Origin of the sequence: Microbispora sp. H11081 (genome assembly GCF_012999535.1) — a bacterium.
Lineage (GTDB): Bacteria > Actinomycetota > Actinomycetes > Streptosporangiales > Streptosporangiaceae > Microbispora.
This window is the reverse complement of sequence record NZ_JABBWV010000014.1, coordinates 88,698-103,281: the sequence shown is the minus strand read 5'-3', so window position 1 is coordinate 103,281 and position 14,584 is coordinate 88,698. Positions and strand designations below refer to the sequence as shown.

The 14,584-nt window shown below is 68.9% G+C and carries 15 protein-coding genes; 5 read left to right on the top strand and 10 right to left on the bottom strand.

Annotation, left to right across the window (positions count from 1 at the left end):
- The first annotated feature begins 19 nt into the window (after positions 1 to 19).
- Positions 20 to 616, top strand: coding sequence for a dTDP-4-dehydrorhamnose 3,5-epimerase (gene rfbC / locus HHX31_RS27535; RefSeq protein ID WP_169951619.1), 597 nt, complete (start codon positions 20 to 22; stop codon positions 614 to 616).
- Positions 617 to 682: 66 nt separating this feature from the next.
- On the opposite strand, the gene HHX31_RS27530 is transcribed toward rfbC, so the two are convergent.
- On the bottom strand, positions 683 to 1,741 hold the full coding sequence (locus tag HHX31_RS27530) for a 2-oxoacid:ferredoxin oxidoreductase subunit beta (RefSeq protein ID WP_169951617.1): 1,059 nt from the start codon (positions 1,739 to 1,741) through the stop codon (positions 683 to 685).
- Positions 1,734 to 3,581: a 2-oxoacid:acceptor oxidoreductase subunit alpha gene (locus HHX31_RS27525; protein WP_169951615.1), complete on the bottom strand. Its 1,848-nt coding sequence runs from the start codon at positions 3,579 to 3,581 to the stop codon at positions 1,734 to 1,736. The genes HHX31_RS27530 and HHX31_RS27525 overlap by 8 nt, the downstream gene beginning before the upstream one ends.
- A gap of 581 nt (positions 3,582 to 4,162) precedes the next feature.
- Between HHX31_RS27525 and HHX31_RS27520 the strand changes: the two genes are divergently transcribed.
- Together HHX31_RS27520 and HHX31_RS27515 are read left to right on the top strand one after the other, a co-directional pair.
- A complete protein-coding gene (locus HHX31_RS27520; RefSeq protein WP_211590428.1) occupies positions 4,163 to 4,642 on the top strand; it encodes an NADH-quinone oxidoreductase subunit B in 480 nt (159 codons plus the stop codon).
- Entirely contained in the window at positions 4,639 to 5,172 is a 534-nt protein-coding gene (locus tag HHX31_RS27515; RefSeq protein WP_169951611.1) for an NADH-quinone oxidoreductase subunit C, read from the top strand. Before HHX31_RS27520 ends, HHX31_RS27515 begins: the two co-directional genes overlap by 4 nt.
- Positions 5,173 to 5,352: 180 nt before the next feature.
- On the opposite strand, the gene HHX31_RS27510 is transcribed toward HHX31_RS27515, so the two are convergent.
- The 4 genes from HHX31_RS27510 to HHX31_RS27495 all read right to left on the bottom strand — a co-directional run bounded on the left by HHX31_RS27510 (position 5,353) and on the right by HHX31_RS27495 (position 9,138).
- Positions 5,353 to 5,688 (bottom strand): hypothetical protein, encoded by a 336-nt coding sequence (locus HHX31_RS27510; protein ID WP_169951609.1) that lies wholly within the window; start codon positions 5,686 to 5,688, stop codon positions 5,353 to 5,355.
- Between the two features lie 423 nt (positions 5,689 to 6,111).
- A complete protein-coding gene (locus HHX31_RS27505) occupies positions 6,112 to 8,088 on the bottom strand; it encodes a hypothetical protein (RefSeq protein ID WP_169951608.1) in 1,977 nt (658 codons plus the stop codon).
- Between the two features lie 23 nt (positions 8,089 to 8,111).
- The gene (locus HHX31_RS27500; RefSeq protein ID WP_169951606.1) at positions 8,112 to 8,372 is read right to left on the bottom strand and encodes a hypothetical protein; all 261 of its coding nucleotides are present in this window, start codon (positions 8,370 to 8,372) and stop codon (positions 8,112 to 8,114) included.
- A gap of 100 nt (positions 8,373 to 8,472) precedes the next feature.
- A complete protein-coding gene (locus HHX31_RS27495) occupies positions 8,473 to 9,138 on the bottom strand; it encodes a helix-hairpin-helix domain-containing protein (protein WP_211590402.1) in 666 nt (221 codons plus the stop codon).
- Between the two features lie 468 nt (positions 9,139 to 9,606).
- Here HHX31_RS27495 and HHX31_RS27490 point away from each other — a divergent pair, with 468 nt between their 5' ends.
- Both HHX31_RS27490 and HHX31_RS27485 read left to right on the top strand, forming a co-directional pair.
- The gene (locus tag HHX31_RS27490) at positions 9,607 to 10,299 is read left to right on the top strand and encodes a 4Fe-4S binding protein (protein ID WP_249346779.1); all 693 of its coding nucleotides are present in this window, start codon (positions 9,607 to 9,609) and stop codon (positions 10,297 to 10,299) included.
- Positions 10,300 to 10,457: 158 nt separating this feature from the next.
- Positions 10,458 to 11,306: a M48 family metalloprotease gene (locus HHX31_RS27485; RefSeq protein ID WP_169951602.1), complete on the top strand. Its 849-nt coding sequence runs from the start codon at positions 10,458 to 10,460 to the stop codon at positions 11,304 to 11,306.
- 18 nt (positions 11,307 to 11,324) lie between these two features.
- On the opposite strand, the gene HHX31_RS27480 is transcribed toward HHX31_RS27485, so the two are convergent.
- The 4 genes from HHX31_RS27480 to HHX31_RS27465 all read right to left on the bottom strand — a co-directional run bounded on the left by HHX31_RS27480 (position 11,325) and on the right by HHX31_RS27465 (position 14,501).
- Positions 11,325 to 11,900 carry a pyridoxamine 5'-phosphate oxidase family protein gene (locus HHX31_RS27480; RefSeq protein ID WP_169951601.1) on the bottom strand — a complete coding sequence of 192 codons (576 nt, stop codon included), beginning with the start codon at positions 11,898 to 11,900 and terminating at the stop codon, positions 11,325 to 11,327.
- Positions 11,901 to 12,031: 131 nt separating this feature from the next.
- A complete protein-coding gene (locus HHX31_RS27475; protein ID WP_169951599.1) occupies positions 12,032 to 12,772 on the bottom strand; it encodes an amino acid ABC transporter ATP-binding protein in 741 nt (246 codons plus the stop codon).
- Positions 12,769 to 13,608, bottom strand: coding sequence for an amino acid ABC transporter permease (locus HHX31_RS27470; RefSeq protein ID WP_169951597.1), 840 nt, complete (start codon positions 13,606 to 13,608; stop codon positions 12,769 to 12,771). Before HHX31_RS27470 ends, HHX31_RS27475 begins: the two co-directional genes overlap by 4 nt.
- Positions 13,605 to 14,501 carry an ABC transporter substrate-binding protein gene (locus tag HHX31_RS27465; RefSeq protein WP_311932272.1) on the bottom strand — a complete coding sequence of 299 codons (897 nt, stop codon included), beginning with the start codon at positions 14,499 to 14,501 and terminating at the stop codon, positions 13,605 to 13,607. Before HHX31_RS27465 ends, HHX31_RS27470 begins: the two co-directional genes overlap by 4 nt.
- Between the last annotated feature and the right edge of the window lie 83 nt (positions 14,502 to 14,584).

Here is a 14,584-nt window from a genome sequence, read left to right as displayed (position 1 = left end):
CGACCCCGAGGTGCCGCAGATGGAGCAGCTGCAGATCCCGGACGCCTACGTCTTCACCCCCGCCGTCCACCGGGACGACCGCGGGATGTTCCTGGAGTGGTTCCGGGCGGAGGACCTGGCCGCCGCGCTTGGACACCGGTTCGACCTCGCCCAGGCCAACCTCTCGGTGTCCCGCCGGGGCGTGCTGCGCGGCGTGCACTTCGCGGAGGTGCCGGTGGGTCAGGCCAAGTACGTGACCTGTGTGTCGGGAGCCGTTCTCGACGTCGTGGTCGACCTGAGGGTCGGCTCGCCTGCCTTCGGTCAATGGGAGAGCGTGCCGCTCGACGACGTGAGCCGCCGGGGGGTGTACCTGGCGGAAGGCCTGGGCCACGCGTTCATGGCGGTCAGCGAGCAGGCCACGGTGGCCTACATGTGCTCCCAGCCGTACGCGCCGGGGCGTGAGCACGGGATCCACCCGCTCGACCCCGAACTCGGCATCGCGTGGCCTGAAGGGCTCGACCCTCTCCTGTCGCCGAAGGACGCGGTCGCGCCCACACTGGCGGAGGCGGGGGCGCTGGATCTGCTGCCCGGCTACGACGACTGCCTCGCCTACTACGAGAAGCTCCGGTCGGCGTAGCGGCGCCCGCTACTGGAAAAGGCTCTCCGCCCGGCCGGGTGGAGAGCCTTTTCTGGTGGCCTCAGGTCAGCTGATGGTCCAGGTGTCCCCGCCGTGGAGCAGGTCGGCGAGGCTGCCGGTGCCCTTGTCGGTCGTGGCCGCCTGGACCTGCTCGTTCAGCAGGTGGTCGTACGACGGCCGGTCGACCGAGCGGAAGACGCCGACCGGCACGTGCTGAAAGGCCGGCTCGTCGAGCCTCGACAGCGCGAACGCCAGCGACGGGTCGGGGTTGTGGGCGTCGTGCACGAGGATCTCGCTGTCGGCGACCTGCGCGCGCGGCACGACCTCGACGCCGCCGGTGGGCGACAGCCGTACGGCCTGCTCCTTGTCGCCGGTGCCGAAGACGATCGGCTGCCCGTGTTCGAGCTTGATGGTGATCTCGTCACGGGTCGCCGGGTCCTTGAGCGTGTCGAAGGCGCCGTCGTTGAAGATGTTGCAGTTCTGGTAGATCTCCACCAGCGAGGCGCCGCGGTGCTCGGCGGCCTGGCGCAGCACCGACTGCAGGTGCTTGCGGTCGGAGTCGAGGGTGCGGGCGACGAACCCGGCCTCGGCCCCCAGCGCCAGGGAGATCGGGTTGAACGGCTTGTCGAGCGATCCCATCGGCGTCGACTTGGTGATCTTGCCGATCTCCGACGTGGGGGAGTACTGCCCCTTGGTCAGGCCGTAGATCCTGTTGTTGAACAGCAGGATGTTCAGGTTGACGTTGCGGCGCAGCGCGTGGATCAGGTGGTTGCCGCCGATCGACAGCGCGTCGCCGTCACCCGTGATCACCCACACCGACAGGTCCGGCCGGGAGGCGGCGAGGCCCGTCGCGATCGCCGGAGCCCGCCCGTGGATGGAGTGGAAGCCGTAGGTGTCGAGGTAGTACGGGAACCGCGAGGAGCAGCCGATGCCGGAGACGAAAACGATGTTCTCCCGGCGCAGGCCAAGGTCGGGCAGGAAGGACTGCACCGCCGCCAGGATCGCGTAGTCACCGCAGCCCGGGCACCAGCGCACCTCCTGGTCGGACTTGAAGTCCTTCAGGGTCTGCTTGGCGTCCGTACGAGGGATGAGGGCCAGGCCCTTGCCATTGAGGGTGTCAGTCACTTTCGATCACGTCCTGAATGACGGCGGCGAGCTCGGCGGCCTTGAACGGGAGCCCGCGCACCCGGTTGTAGCTGATCACGTCGACCAGGAAACGGGCCCGCAGCAGCATGGCCAGCTGACCCAGGTTGATCTCGGGCAGCAGCACCTTGTCGTAGGAGCGCAGCACCTCGCCGGTGTTGGCCGGCAGCGGGTTCAGGTGCCGCAGGTGCGCCTGGGCCACCTTGTGACCGGCCGCGCGGACCCGGCGAGCCGCGGCCGCGATCGGCCCGTACGTCGAGCCCCAGCCGAGCACCAGCACCCGGGCGCCCCCGTCGGGGTCGTCCACGGTCAGGTCCGGCACGTCCACGCCGTCGATCTTGGCCTGGCGCAGCCGCACCATCGTGTCGTGGTTGTCGGGGTCGTAGGAGATGTTCCCCGTGCCGTCGGCCTTCTCGATGCCGCCGATCCGGTGCTCCAGGCCGGGCGTGCCGGGCACCGCCCACGGCCGGGCCAGCGTCTCCGGGTCCCGCTGATAAGGCAGGTACGTGGTGCCGTCCTCGCCGTTGGGTTCCGTGGTGAACCGCACCGAGATGTCCGGCAACTCGTCGATCTCGGGGATGCGCCACGGCTCGGACCCGTTGGCCAGGTAACCGTCCGACAGCAGCATGACCGGCGTGCGGTACTGCAGCGCGATGCGGGCCGCCTCGACCGCCATGGTGAAGCAGTCGGACGGGGTGGCGGGGGCGAGCACCGGCACCGGCGACTCGCCGTTGCGGCCGAACATCGCCATCAGCAGGTCGGTCTGCTCGGTCTTGGTCGGCATGCCCGTGGACGGGCCGGCCCGCTGCACGTCCACGATGATCAGCGGCAGCTCCGTGGTCACCGCGAGACCCACGGTCTCGGCCTTCAGCGCGACACCGGGACCGGAGGTGGTGGTCACCCCCAGCGACCCGCCGAACGCCGCACCCAGGGCGGCGCCGACGCCGGCGATCTCGTCTTCGGCCTGGAAGGTGCGGATGCCGAAGTGCTTGTGCCTGGACAGCTCGTGCAGGATGTCGGAGGCCGGGGTGATCGGGTACGACCCGAGGAACAACGGCAGCTTGGCCTGCACCGACGCCGCGATCAGCCCGTAGGCCAGCGCCTGGTTGCCGGAGATGTTGCGGTAGGTCCCCGGCTGGTGGGTCGCCGGCTTGATCTCGTAGGAGACAGAGAACGACTCGGTCGTCTCGCCGTAGTTCCAGCCCGCCTGGAACGCCGCGATGTTCGCCTTGGCGATCTCCGGCTTACGGGCGAACTTCGCCTCAAGGAACGCGATCGTGCCCTCGGTCGGCCGGTGGTACAGCCACGACAGCAGCCCGAGCGCGAACATGTTCTTGGCCCGCTCGGCGTCCTTCTTGGAGATGTCGAAGCCCTCGAGCGCCTTGACCGTCAGCGAGGTCAGCGGCACCGCGTGCAGACGCCACTCCTTCAGGGAGTCGTCTTCGAGCGGGTTGCCCGCATAGCCCACCTTGGACAGGTTGCGCTTGGTGAACTCGTCGGTGTTGGCGATGATGTCGGCCCCGCGCGGCAGGTCGCCGAGGTTCGCCTTCAACGCGGCGGGGTTCATGGCGACGAGCACGTTGGGGGCGTCGCCTGGGGTCAGGATGTCGTGGTCGGCGAAATGCAACTGGAAACTCGACACCCCGGGCAGGGTGCCCGCGGGGGCGCGGATCTCCGCCGGGAAGTTGGGGAGCGTCGACAGGTCGTTGCCGAACTGGGCCGTCTCCGCCGTGAACCGATCACCGGTGAGCTGCATTCCGTCGCCCGAGTCACCCGCGAACCGGATGATCACGCGGTCGAGTTGCTGAACCTGCTTGGTCACAGCTCCTCAGTCCTCCTTGACGCGCCCAGGCCTGGCTGCTTGTGGCACGTTGTCATGTCCATGCTAGATCCATCGGGGTTACGCTGGTTTTTCGTAGATGCGCACTTGAGGTGCGACTACCGGGACTTTCCACGCCTGTGGCGCGTTCCCGTTCGGCGCCGAGCCGCAAGGGGGGCGGCGCACCGTCAGCCTCGCGAACCTTCCGGACGACACAGGCCCGACGCGAGCCGGCACAGGTCGAGGTGCAAGCGGGCGACGAGCTTGATTCGGGTCACGATCCTCAACTATATGCGCGAGAGTCACCTGTGACCGCCAAGTGTTCAGCCCTTGAGATCGCGCCGGGGTTATCCGCGGAGCGGGGAGGCAGGATGAGCGGATATTTCGGCTCATATGCCATGGTAGGCGCCCAGTTCCTCGGCGGCGTGGTGATCTTCGTTGGGTGAACCGCGTGTTACGACGTGTTACGACCCTCCCGGCCGGCCCCCGGGTCCGGCATGACGACGACGGATGTGACCCGGCCGGTCCAGGGGGAGGACAATGGGCGGCATGGCGGTGACCGCATGCCCGTGAACGATCTCCCGATGCCCACGGTGGGGCCGGTGGCCAGGCTGGCGCCCAAGCCGATGAAGTTCGTGCTGAACTGGGGCCGCCGCTATTCCCTGTGGGTCTTCAACTTCGGGCTGGCCTGCTGTGCCATCGAGTTCGTCGCCACGTCGATGAGCAGGCACGACTTCATCCGCTACGGGGTGGATCCGTTCCCCGAAGGCCCCCGCCAGGCCGACCTCCTGATCGTGTCGGGCACGGTGACGGACAAGATCGCCCCTGCCGTACGCCGGTTGTACGACCGGATGCCCGATCCCAAGTACGTCATCTCCTTCGGCGCCTGCTCAAACTCGGGCGGGCCGTACTGGGACTCGTACTGCGTCACCAAGGGCGTCGACCAGATCATTCCCGTGGACGTGTACGTCCCCGGCTGCCCGCCCCGCCCCGAGGCGCTGCTGCACGGCATCATGAAGCTCCAGGAGAAGATCGCGGGCGAGACCCCGGGGGCGGACGCATGAGCGCCGTCGAGGCCGTGCGCGAGCGGTACGGCTCGCGCGTCACCGACTCCTTCGGTCAGGACGTGCTCGACGTGGACGCCGGGGAGTGGGCCGACGCGCTGGCCTTCGCCCGGTCGGCCGGATTCGAGTTCTTCGACTGGCTCACCGCCGTGGACGAACCGCCCGAGACGTTCGCCGTCGTGGCCCACGTGTTCGACCCGGTCGCGTTCGCGCACCTGCTCGTGCGCACCAGGGTCCCGCGCGCCGACCCCCGCCTGCCGACCGCCACCGGTGTCTTCCGCGGGGCGAACTGGCACGAGCGGGAGACCTACGAGATGTTCGGCGTGGTCTTCGACGGCCATCCTGACCTGCGCCCACTGCTGCTGCCCGACGGCTTCGAGGGCCACCCGCTGCGCAAGGACTTCGTGCTCGCCGCCCGCGTCGCCAAGGCCTGGCCCGGGGCCAAAGAACCGGGGGAGTCCGGCGACGGCTCGCCGAGCCGCCGCAGGATGTCGCCCCCGGGCGTGCCACCCGACTGGGCCTCCGGCTGAGAGAGACTCCCTGACTGAGACGCGCGACCCCCATCCGGCTGGTCGTGGCCTCACAACGGGCACCTCCACCCCGGCCACCCCGCCGTCGCCTCGTCCTCCCACACCTGCAGTGTCTTGCCCGCGTAGACAGTCTCCGCGTGATCGCTTCTCCAAGTCACCAGTTCGGCGCTGGGCTGCACCTTACTTGTCCTTCAACCACGGCTGGTCTTCGAGGTGCGCGTGCGGGACTTCGCCGTGATCGACAAGGCATTGCACCACTGCCACGAGCGCCGCGTCGCGTCTCTTCACCTCGTTGTCGGTCGGCGCGGGGCGCTGCTCGCCACGGTCGCACCCCGTCAGCAGCAGGATCGCCGCGATGCTCACCAAGGCAACGGCACGGCTCCTCCGCGCGATCACATCGCGGTCAACAAAGCAGTGGACGACGGCGACGAGAGCCCGACCCCGTCGTTTTATCTCATCGTCCACTGGCTTGCGGAATTGTTCATCTCCGATACATGCGGCCTGGGTGAACGCCATGGGCAGGAGAAGCCCGCTCCCAAACTTGAGCGCCCTCACTGCGGGGTTCATATGGCAGAGCTGATCTCGGGGGAGGAAGTGACCATCAAGGGGGGCATCTCCACGTGTTCCCAGCCTTCTCGGCTTGTTCGGTCCAGTCAAGCAGAGTCTGTCCCTGGTACTTGACGTTATCGTGCGTCGTGTACCAATCGGTGAAGTCGGCGTTGGGAAGCAGTTTCCCATCTCTCAGCCACGTCGCGGACCGCAATTGCTCGTCAGGAATAGCGCCGCGATCCAGTAGGCACTGAACCGCCTTCTCTATCGCTGCCTTCCGCTGACGTGCCGGATCGGTCTTCTCCTCTGAGGTGGCGCCACCGTCGCATGCCGCCACTCCCAGGGCGATGAGAATCGCAAAGGCGGGCAGGCGGAGTGCGAACCGTCCCGTCATCGTTGTATGTCCATGGCGTGCTCTGCGTCTTTCACCCATTCATCCAGTCTGCGGCCACCATATACGACTCTTTCATGTGTGGTGTACCAGTCGGTGAAATCCGCGTTCGGGCTGATCACTCCATTCTGATACCAGGAGGTGTTAGCGGGTAGATCGATCAAATCGGCGATCAGAAGCCCTTGGATCACAGGAATCCTGACGTGGAGCAGGCGTGCTCGGAACTCATCCTCATTGATCTTGTAAGTTTCTATCTTGTGATCGGTGTTGATGAGCTCGCTCGCAGGGGGTTGCGCGACGGCGACGAATACTTGGGAAGCGGTGCCTGCGCCCAGTGCTTTGCTGAAACTGAGCGCGCCCCATCCGCCGGATATGATGGACAGAAAGGTTTGGAAGCGCTGTGCTTTCTCGTCCAACCGCTGAGCTTCGTCGAAATTGAAGTCCTTCTTGATCCTGGCGGTCAGGCCGTTGAGCGCACTCATCTGGGCAAGATAGTCCTGATTCGGGTCCCGGACGGACGCGGCTACGCTCGCGCTGATTCGAGCATCCATCCTCCCCTCGAAGGCGCCGAGGTCCTTGGGGTCGTGCAAGGCCTGCCTGAGGAATTCGGCCAGTGCAGTGCTGTCGACGTAGGAGACCCATGGAGCGCCCGGCTGATCGCCGTGCGGACGGGCTTTGTTGCCGTAACCGTTGACGGAGGCGGCCAAGTCGGGGAGGTAGCGGTCGGCGGTGTAGATCAAAGACTGCCGGATCTCCTTGGGTAGCACCGTCTGCGGGTGAAGCTTGGAGAACTCGGCGGTGGCTTGGACGATGTGGACGACGGACCAGGCGGATTCCTCGGCGTCGACGGAGGTGCCGCGTTCCGCGGAGACGGCGGCCTTGAGGAAGGCCGCCGTGGGCGCGGACAGGTCCACCTGGCCGGTGGGTGGAAGCGCGCCGCCCGGGTGCGCGTACGAACTGAGGAAGGGCCCGGGGTCGTAGCCGGGGGTGTGCCAGGAGTCGCTGACGAGCATCCGGGCGTACTTGAGGCCGGTCGCCTCATCGCCCAGCACGTGCCGGGCGGCCATGCCGTTCTCCGCGGCCCGCTGGAGGACGGCCCCCACGGCGTCGTACTCCGCCATGAGCCGCTGCTGGCGTGAGGCGTCGGCGTCGGTCTCCAGCGTGCCGCGGGTGGGTGGCCAGATGTCCTTGCCGCCGGCGCGGGCGTCGAGCATGGAGCGGGTCAGGTCGGCGAGCAGGCGGGAGTCCCACGACCTGCCCTCGGGGCCGTACTTCACGAGCATGCCGACCGACCAGGGGTCGGAGTTCCCGGTGAGGGTGGCGCGGGTGGCGGTGGGCAGCAACGGGCGGCGGTCCTTGCCCGTGCCGACGCGCATCTGGCTGGCGGCGGCCAAGGACGCTCCGAGCGCCCGCAGCACGCTCAGGCTCTCGGCGCTGAACAGCGCGCCACCCGCTCGTTCGTACAGCGCCCGGGCGGCGCGCAGCGCGAGCGGGCCGGCCCCGGCCCAGAAGGCCGCCTGGTAGTCCTTGTCCGCCATGTGCCGCCGCAGGCTCTCCGGCAGTCCGAGGAGGGCGATGCGCGCGTCCTCGGGGTTCTTGGCCGCGAGGGCGGCGGTCAGCGTCTCAGCGTCGCGTTCGCCCTGGTACGCGCTCTGGCCCGTCGCCTCCCAGTCCAGCCGCACGCCGGGCGGCCGGTCGAGGGTGAGGCCGAGGACGCCGGGCGCACCGCTCAGCGCGCTCCAGCCCTGCTGCCTCGCCAGTTCGTACGCCCTGGTCGTGCGGGCGTCCATGTCGCGGACGTCGTCGAGCGCGGCGGCGATGAGGCCGGGCAGCGAAGTGACCGCGACTTCGCTGCCCCATTTCTGCATTTTCTGCTGTATGAGCGGACTGTGCCGGGCCAGCAGATCATGAAGCTGTCCCAGTCGTTTGGTCAGCTCCTTGAGATTCTCGGGATCGACTCCGACGAACTCCCCCACGGCGATCCTTCCCAATGCGGCGGCTACGAGGCGGCTTTGCGGCGCTCCGCCTCCTCCACACGGGCGATCAGGTGCGGCTGCTCGGTGAGCACGGCGTCGAGCAGCCTGGTGAGCTGGGCTCTGCGGGCGTTCCAACCGGCTGCCCAGCGGTCGGCTGCCTGGCCCTGCCAGGTGCGGTCTCCGAACATCGTGGGGACGGCGGTGAGCGCCTGGAGAACCTCCCGTACGGCGGTGGCGGCCACGGCCATGTCCGCCCTGCATTCGGCGATCTCGGATGACGTCACAGGCCCTCCCGTCTTTCACGGCTGACGCACCGTAAAGCCTAAGGAAAGGCCGATCGCTCAGCCAGGCATATTGCCGACGACAACCGCGATTACCGAATGCCTATGGGAGGAAAATGCCGTATTCGGCGAGATCGGCGGTGAGGTTCGGCGGCAGGGACGCGGCGGCGGAGACGTCCTCGGCCGAGACGAAGCCGCCGACCTGGTCGCGTACGCGCACGATCTGTTCGGCGAGCGCGGGGGTCAGGCCGGGCAGGCCGGCGATCACCGCGGCGGGGGCGCGGTTGAGGTCGACCAGGCCGCCGTCGTCGTACTGCCGGGGCAGGTCGGGCCGCCCTATCCGCAGTTCGCGCGCCAGCGCGGGGTCGCGCTCCGCGAGTTCCCTGGCCTGCTCGCGCAGGGCGCGGCGCTGCTGGGCCACCGCCAGCGCGTGCTCGTTGCCCGGAGCGTACGGCGCGGCGACGTCGAAGACCTGTCTTCTGACCGCGAGGGAGTGCACGGTGCCGAAGAGCCAGGGGCCGAGCACGAAGAGGACCATGGCGACGGACGCCAGAGCCGGCATCGTCGCGTCCTCGTACAACTCGGACAGGTAGATCCACGAGCCGGTGGCCGCGGCGTATCCGGCGGCGGCGGCCCCGTACCCCACGCTGCGCTTGCGGATGGCGGCGTACAGCATGCTGAAGGGAGTGCCGAATCCGCAGGTGTAGAGCGGAGCGAGCGCCCACAGGTAGCTGGGGACGCTGGAAGGACGCCGTACGGGCGGCGGCACCGGCGGGTGAGGGATCGGGGGACGATGGGGCGGCGGCACAGGTGGTTGTGCGGGGGTCGGCGCCGGATGGGCGCCGTAGGGTCCCGGCCACTGCTGTCCGTACGGTCCCGGCTGTCCGTACGACGGATTCTGCGGCCCCTGCCGCCCGTGCTCCTGCGGCCCCTGTCGCTGAGGCCCCTGTTGGCCCTGTTGGCCCTGCGGGCGTCGTGGTCCTTGTGGTCCTTGCGCTCCGGGCGGGTAACCTCCCGGTCCCCCATAGCCGTTCATGGTCCAGACGATACGGATAAGTCGGGGTCTGTGCGGCCCTCTTCTCCCCACACGCTGTGGACAACCTGGGGATGACCGTGTGGATGATGTGGACAACCGTCGTGGTGGAGCCACGCGTCCGCTCGCCGCCGGCAGTGCGCGATGATGAGCAGTGTGGCGCGTATTCCAGGAGAAGGACCGGCCGGAGGCCAGGCCGTGACCATGCGGTCCACGGTGCACGGGCCGGAGACGCGGCAGCACCCGGAGGTCCAGCCCGACCTGCCCGCCCGCAGCCGGGGCGTCATCGCCCTGGTGGAGGAGAACTGCACCGTCTGCATGCTCTGCGCCCGGGAGTGTCCCGACTGGTGCGTCTACATCGACTCCCACAAGGAGACCCTGCCCGCGCCCGAGGGCGGCCGCCCGCGCGCCCGCAACGTGCTCGACCGCTTCGCGATCGACTTCTCGCTGTGCATGTACTGCGGCATCTGCATCGAGGTGTGCCCCTTCGACGCGCTGTTCTGGTCGCCGGAGGTCGAGTACGCCGAGTACGACATCCGCGACCTCCTGCACGAGAAGGACAGACTGGGCGAGTGGGCCGCCACCGTGCCCCCGCCGCCGGCGCACGAGGCCGGCGCGGAACCGCCCACGGAACTGTCGGCCGGTTCCCGCCCCGCGCCGGCCGGCCGTACGGCGCGGGTGAGGCCGCCGGGCGCGAGCGCGTCCGTGCCAGAGCGGGAGAACACGCGGGAGAACACGCGACCGGCGGCGGAACCCCCGCAGGCCGAGGAGAGCCGCCCGCGGCGCGAGCCGCCGAGAGCCATGCGCGACATCCGCTCCATCCGGCCGCCGGGCTCGCTGCCCAGGAAGAGCGCGTCGCCTCCGGAGAGGAAGGACGGGCCGGAGGAGGCGCGATGACCTCCCAGGCGGCGGGCTTCGCCGGGCCGATCACGGTGCCGGCGTCCGCGTCGCCCAGGTGGCGCCCTCCGTCGTGGGGGTGATGCGGATCATGGGGAACGTTCGTCCTGGCCATGCGCGTTGGTAGGGCTGGACGCACCGAGCCGTGAGGAGGAGGCGTGCACCACAACCGCCTGCGCACCGCGGCCCTGCTGGGGGCGCTGACCGCGTCGCTCCTGGTGGCCGGGGCCTGGCTCGGGGGTGGCACGGGCGCCCGGATCGCGGTCGTGGCCGGCCTCGTGGTCAGCGGCGTCGCCTACTTCTGCGCCGACAGGATCGCGCTGTCGGCGATGCGGGCCCGGCCCGTGGCCGAGGTGGAGCAGCCGGTCCTCTACCGCGTCGTCCGCGAGTTGTGCACCGAGGCCCGCGCGCCGATGCCCCGCCTGTACGTTTCCCCGACCATGCAGCCCAACGCGTTCGCGACCGGCCGCAACCCGCGCGACGGGGCGGTGTGCGTAACGCACGGACTCCTCAAGCTGCTGGACGAACGCGAGCTCAAGGGCGTGCTCGGCCACGAGCTGTCGCACATCCACAACCGGGACATCCTGATCTCCTCGGTCGCGGGCGCGCTCGCGACGATGATCACCTATTTCGGGTACGCGGGCCTGTTCTTCGGCTCGGACGACGACGAGGGCCCGGGGTTCCTCGGCGCGGTGCTGGTGCTGGTCCTCGGGCCGGTCGCGGCCACGATGATCCAGGTGGCGATCGCGCGCTCGCGGGAGTTCGCGGCCGACGAGGCGGGCGTACGGCTGACGGGTGACCCGCTGGCCCTCGCCTCCGCGCTCCGCAAGATCGAGATGGAGGTCCGCAGGCTGCCGCTCCCGGAGAACGGCAGGCTCGCCTCCGCCGGCCACATGATGATCGTCAACCCGTTCCGTGGCACCAGGATCGGCAGGCTGTTCGCGACGCATCCGCCGGTGGCCGCGCGGATCGCCCGTCTGGAGCGGATGGCCGGCTACCGCCGCTGACGTGCCGCGACCTCCCTATCAGGAGCGCTGGGTGACCGGGTCGGTCTCCGCCGCGCCGAGCGCGGGCAGCCCGTCGATGCTCTCCCTGTTGTGCTTGGCGCGGTAGTCCCGCCGCTGCTGGACGTCCTTGCGCTCCGCCCACTCGTCGAGCAGCGTGCGGTCCTGCTCGTACGCCATGAAGGGCACGGAGTATCCGCACGAGTCGGCGATGCGGTCGCAGCTCACGACGATGACCGACCGCACCCCGGGGTGCGGCCCGAAGAGCGTGAGCAGTTCCGCGAAGTCGGCGTCCCCGGGGGTCACGACACGACCGGAGCCGAACAGCCGGACGATCTTGGGTGGCCCGCTGAAGGCGCAGAACATCAGCGTGACGCGGCCGTTCTCCCGGAGGTGGGCGATGGTCTCCACGCCGCTGCCGTCGAGATCGAGATAGGCCACCGTGGTGTCGTCGATGACGGCGAAGGTGTCGGCGTATCCCTTGGGCGACACGTTGACGTGACCTCCCCGCTCCGGGGCGGTCGCGACGAAGAAGACCGGCTGCGTGGTGACGAACTCGCGCAGCCGGTCGGTGAGCTTCTCGTAGATCTTGCCCATAACGGGACAATAACCCGCATCACTCCCTGGGCCCACCGCATTTCCACAGACGAGACGAGGCGGGGCCGTCGCGGGCGCCCGCCTCCTCTCGTCTCCGCCGGTGCCGTGGCGGTGCGGTGACGGTCCGTCCGTCAGGCGCCGGGATGCAGCACGCGGCTCAGGAACCCGCGGGTCCGCTCGTGCTGCGGGTCGGCGATGACCTGCTCGGGCGGCCCGTCCTCGACGATCACGCCGCCGTCCATGAACACCACGCGGTCGGCGACCTCGCGGGCGAATCCCATCTCGTGGGTGACGACCAGCATCGTCATGCCGTCCTCCGCGAGTTGCCGCATGACCGACAGCACGTCGCCCACCAGTTCGGGGTCGAGCGCCGAGGTCGGCTCGTCGAACAGCATCAGCGAGGGGTTCATGGCGAGCGCGCGGGCGATCGCCACCCGCTGCTGCTGGCCGCCGGACAGCTGGGGCGGGTAGGCGTCGATCTTCTCGAGGAGGCCGACCTTCTCCAGGTTCTCCCTGGCGACGCGGTCGCACTCGTCCTTGCGCCGCTTGAGCACCCGCTCCTGGGCGATCGTGACGTTGCGCCGCACGGTCAGGTGGGGGAACAGGTTGAACTGCTGGAACACCATGCCGATGCGCCGCCGGGCGGCGTCGATGTCCACATCGGGGTCGGTCAGGTCGACGCCGTCGACGACGACCGTGCCCGAGGTGGGCTGCTCAAGCAGGTTCACGCAGCGCAGCAGCGTCGACTTGCCCGAGCCGGACGGCCCGATCACGCACACGACCTGGCCGCTCTCGACCGTGAAGTCGACGCCCTTGAGCACTTCGAGCTTCCCGAACGACTTGTGCAGGTCACTGATCTTGACGGTGCTCATCGGCCCGCTCCCTGACGTGCTTCGAGCCGCCTAGCGACGTACCCGAGGGGGATCGTGATCAGCAGGTAGGTCAGGCCGGTCGCGAGGATCGGCGTGGGGTTGGCGTGGGTGGAGGCCTGGTCGTTGCCGAACTTCGCCAGCTCGACCTGCGCGGCCGTGACGCCGAGCATCAGCACCAGCGACGAATCCTTCAGCAGGGAGACGAGCTGGTTGGTGAGCGGCGGCAGCACGATCCTGATCGCCTGCGGGATGACGATCGACACCATCGCCCGCATGTGCGGCATGCCGAGCGAGCGCGCCGCCTCCATCTGCCCCTTGGGCACCGCCTGGATGCCCGCCCGGAAGTTCTCCGCCATGTACGCCGCCGAGACGACGCCGAGCCCGAGCGCGGCGCTGCCGTAGACCCCGCCGGGCAGCTCGAAGCCGGGGAACGCCAGCGGCAGGCTGCCGATCAGCAGGAAGATGAGCAGCATCGGCAGGCCGCGGAAGATCTCGATGTAGATCGCCGAGACCCACCGGTACGGCGCGACCGTGGACAGCCGCATCAGCGCCAGCACCAGGCCCACGACGAAGCCGAGGACGAAGCCCGACACGGTGTAGATCACGGTGTTGCGGAGCGCCACCGTGAACAGTTCGGGCAGGCCCTGACGGGCGACGTCGAGGTTGAAGAACGACTGGCCGATCGCCTTCCAGTCGGCCAGGGCGGCCAGGACGACGACCACGACCAGCAGCACGGCGTACTGGACGCCCCGGCTGACGCGCTGCTTCTGCCGCGGGCTGAGCCCCTTGGGGGGCTCAGGCGGGGAGGCGTCCCGCTGTTCGGTCACAGCACTCATGACCCGGCGGCTGGCGACTCGGTTCCGGTCGAAGCGCCGTCGGACGCGCCACCCGAGGCGGCGCCGGGCTCGGTGCCGAACCACTTCTTGTAGATCTCGTTGTAGGTGCCGTCGGACTTCGCGGCGGCGAGAGCCTCGTCGACGACCTTCTTGAGCGCCTCGTTGTCCTTCTTCATGCCGATGCCGTACTGCTCACCGGTGTCGAGGCTCGCGACGTGCTCGAACTTGGCGCTGACGTCGGGCTTCTTCAGCCAGGTCAGCACGACCGGGAGGTCCTGGACGATCACGTCGGCCTGGCCGGTCTGGAGGCCGAGCAGCTCCTTGGGGGAGTCGGCGAACTCGATCGGCTCGAAGCCCTTGCTCTTGACGTAGTCGAGGCCGGTCGTCGACGCCTGCGCGCCGAGCTTGAGGTTCTTGGCCTTGACGTCGTCCAGCGAGGTGATCCCGCTGCCCTTCTTGGCCATCAGCGCCTGGGTGGCGTCGAAGTACGGCTCGGAGAAGAGCAGGTTCTGCTGCCGCTCCGGGGTGATCGTCATGCCCGCGGCGGCCACGTCGCACTTGCGGGCGTTCAGGGCGGCGCCGCTCTTGATCGCGGCGAAGTCGATGTCCACGATGTCCTGGGTCACGCCCAGCTTCTTCGCGACCAGGTCGACGATGTCCACGTCGAACCCGACGACCTTGTCACCCTGGTTGAACTGGAACGGCTCGTACGGGATGTTCGTACAGGTCGTGATCTTGCCGGCGTTCACGAGGGCGACGCCGCCCGGGGCGGCCGATGCCGTCTGCGTGCCGGAGCCGGCGGAGTCGCTCCCGCAGGCGGATACGGCGAGGGTCGCCGCAAGTACCGTCGCGCCGATGCTCGCCGCTTTCCGATAGGTGGACCGGGGAGCCACACGGGCCTCCTTGATGTGGTGCGGAATGTCCGAAGCGCAGTTTAAGCGTCCCTTATGACGGATTGAGCACTCCATGGGTCGGA

Coding starts and splice junctions, on each gene's coding strand:
- rfbC (WP_169951619.1), top strand. CDS start 20: ATGGAGCAGCTGCAGATCCCGGACGCCTACGTCTTCACCCCCGCCGTC.
- HHX31_RS27520 (WP_211590428.1), top strand. CDS start 4,163: ATGCCCACGGTGGGGCCGGTGGCCAGGCTGGCGCCCAAGCCGATGAAG.
- HHX31_RS27515 (WP_169951611.1), top strand. CDS start 4,639: ATGAGCGCCGTCGAGGCCGTGCGCGAGCGGTACGGCTCGCGCGTCACC.
- HHX31_RS27510 (WP_169951609.1), bottom strand. CDS start 5,688: ATGGCGTTCACCCAGGCCGCATGTATCGGAGATGAACAATTCCGCAAG.
- HHX31_RS27490 (WP_249346779.1), top strand. CDS start 9,607: ATGCGGTCCACGGTGCACGGGCCGGAGACGCGGCAGCACCCGGAGGTC.
- HHX31_RS27480 (WP_169951601.1), bottom strand. CDS start 11,900: ATGGGCAAGATCTACGAGAAGCTCACCGACCGGCTGCGCGAGTTCGTC.
- HHX31_RS27475 (WP_169951599.1), bottom strand. CDS start 12,772: ATGAGCACCGTCAAGATCAGTGACCTGCACAAGTCGTTCGGGAAGCTC.
- HHX31_RS27470 (WP_169951597.1), bottom strand. CDS start 13,608: ATGAGTGCTGTGACCGAACAGCGGGACGCCTCCCCGCCTGAGCCCCCC.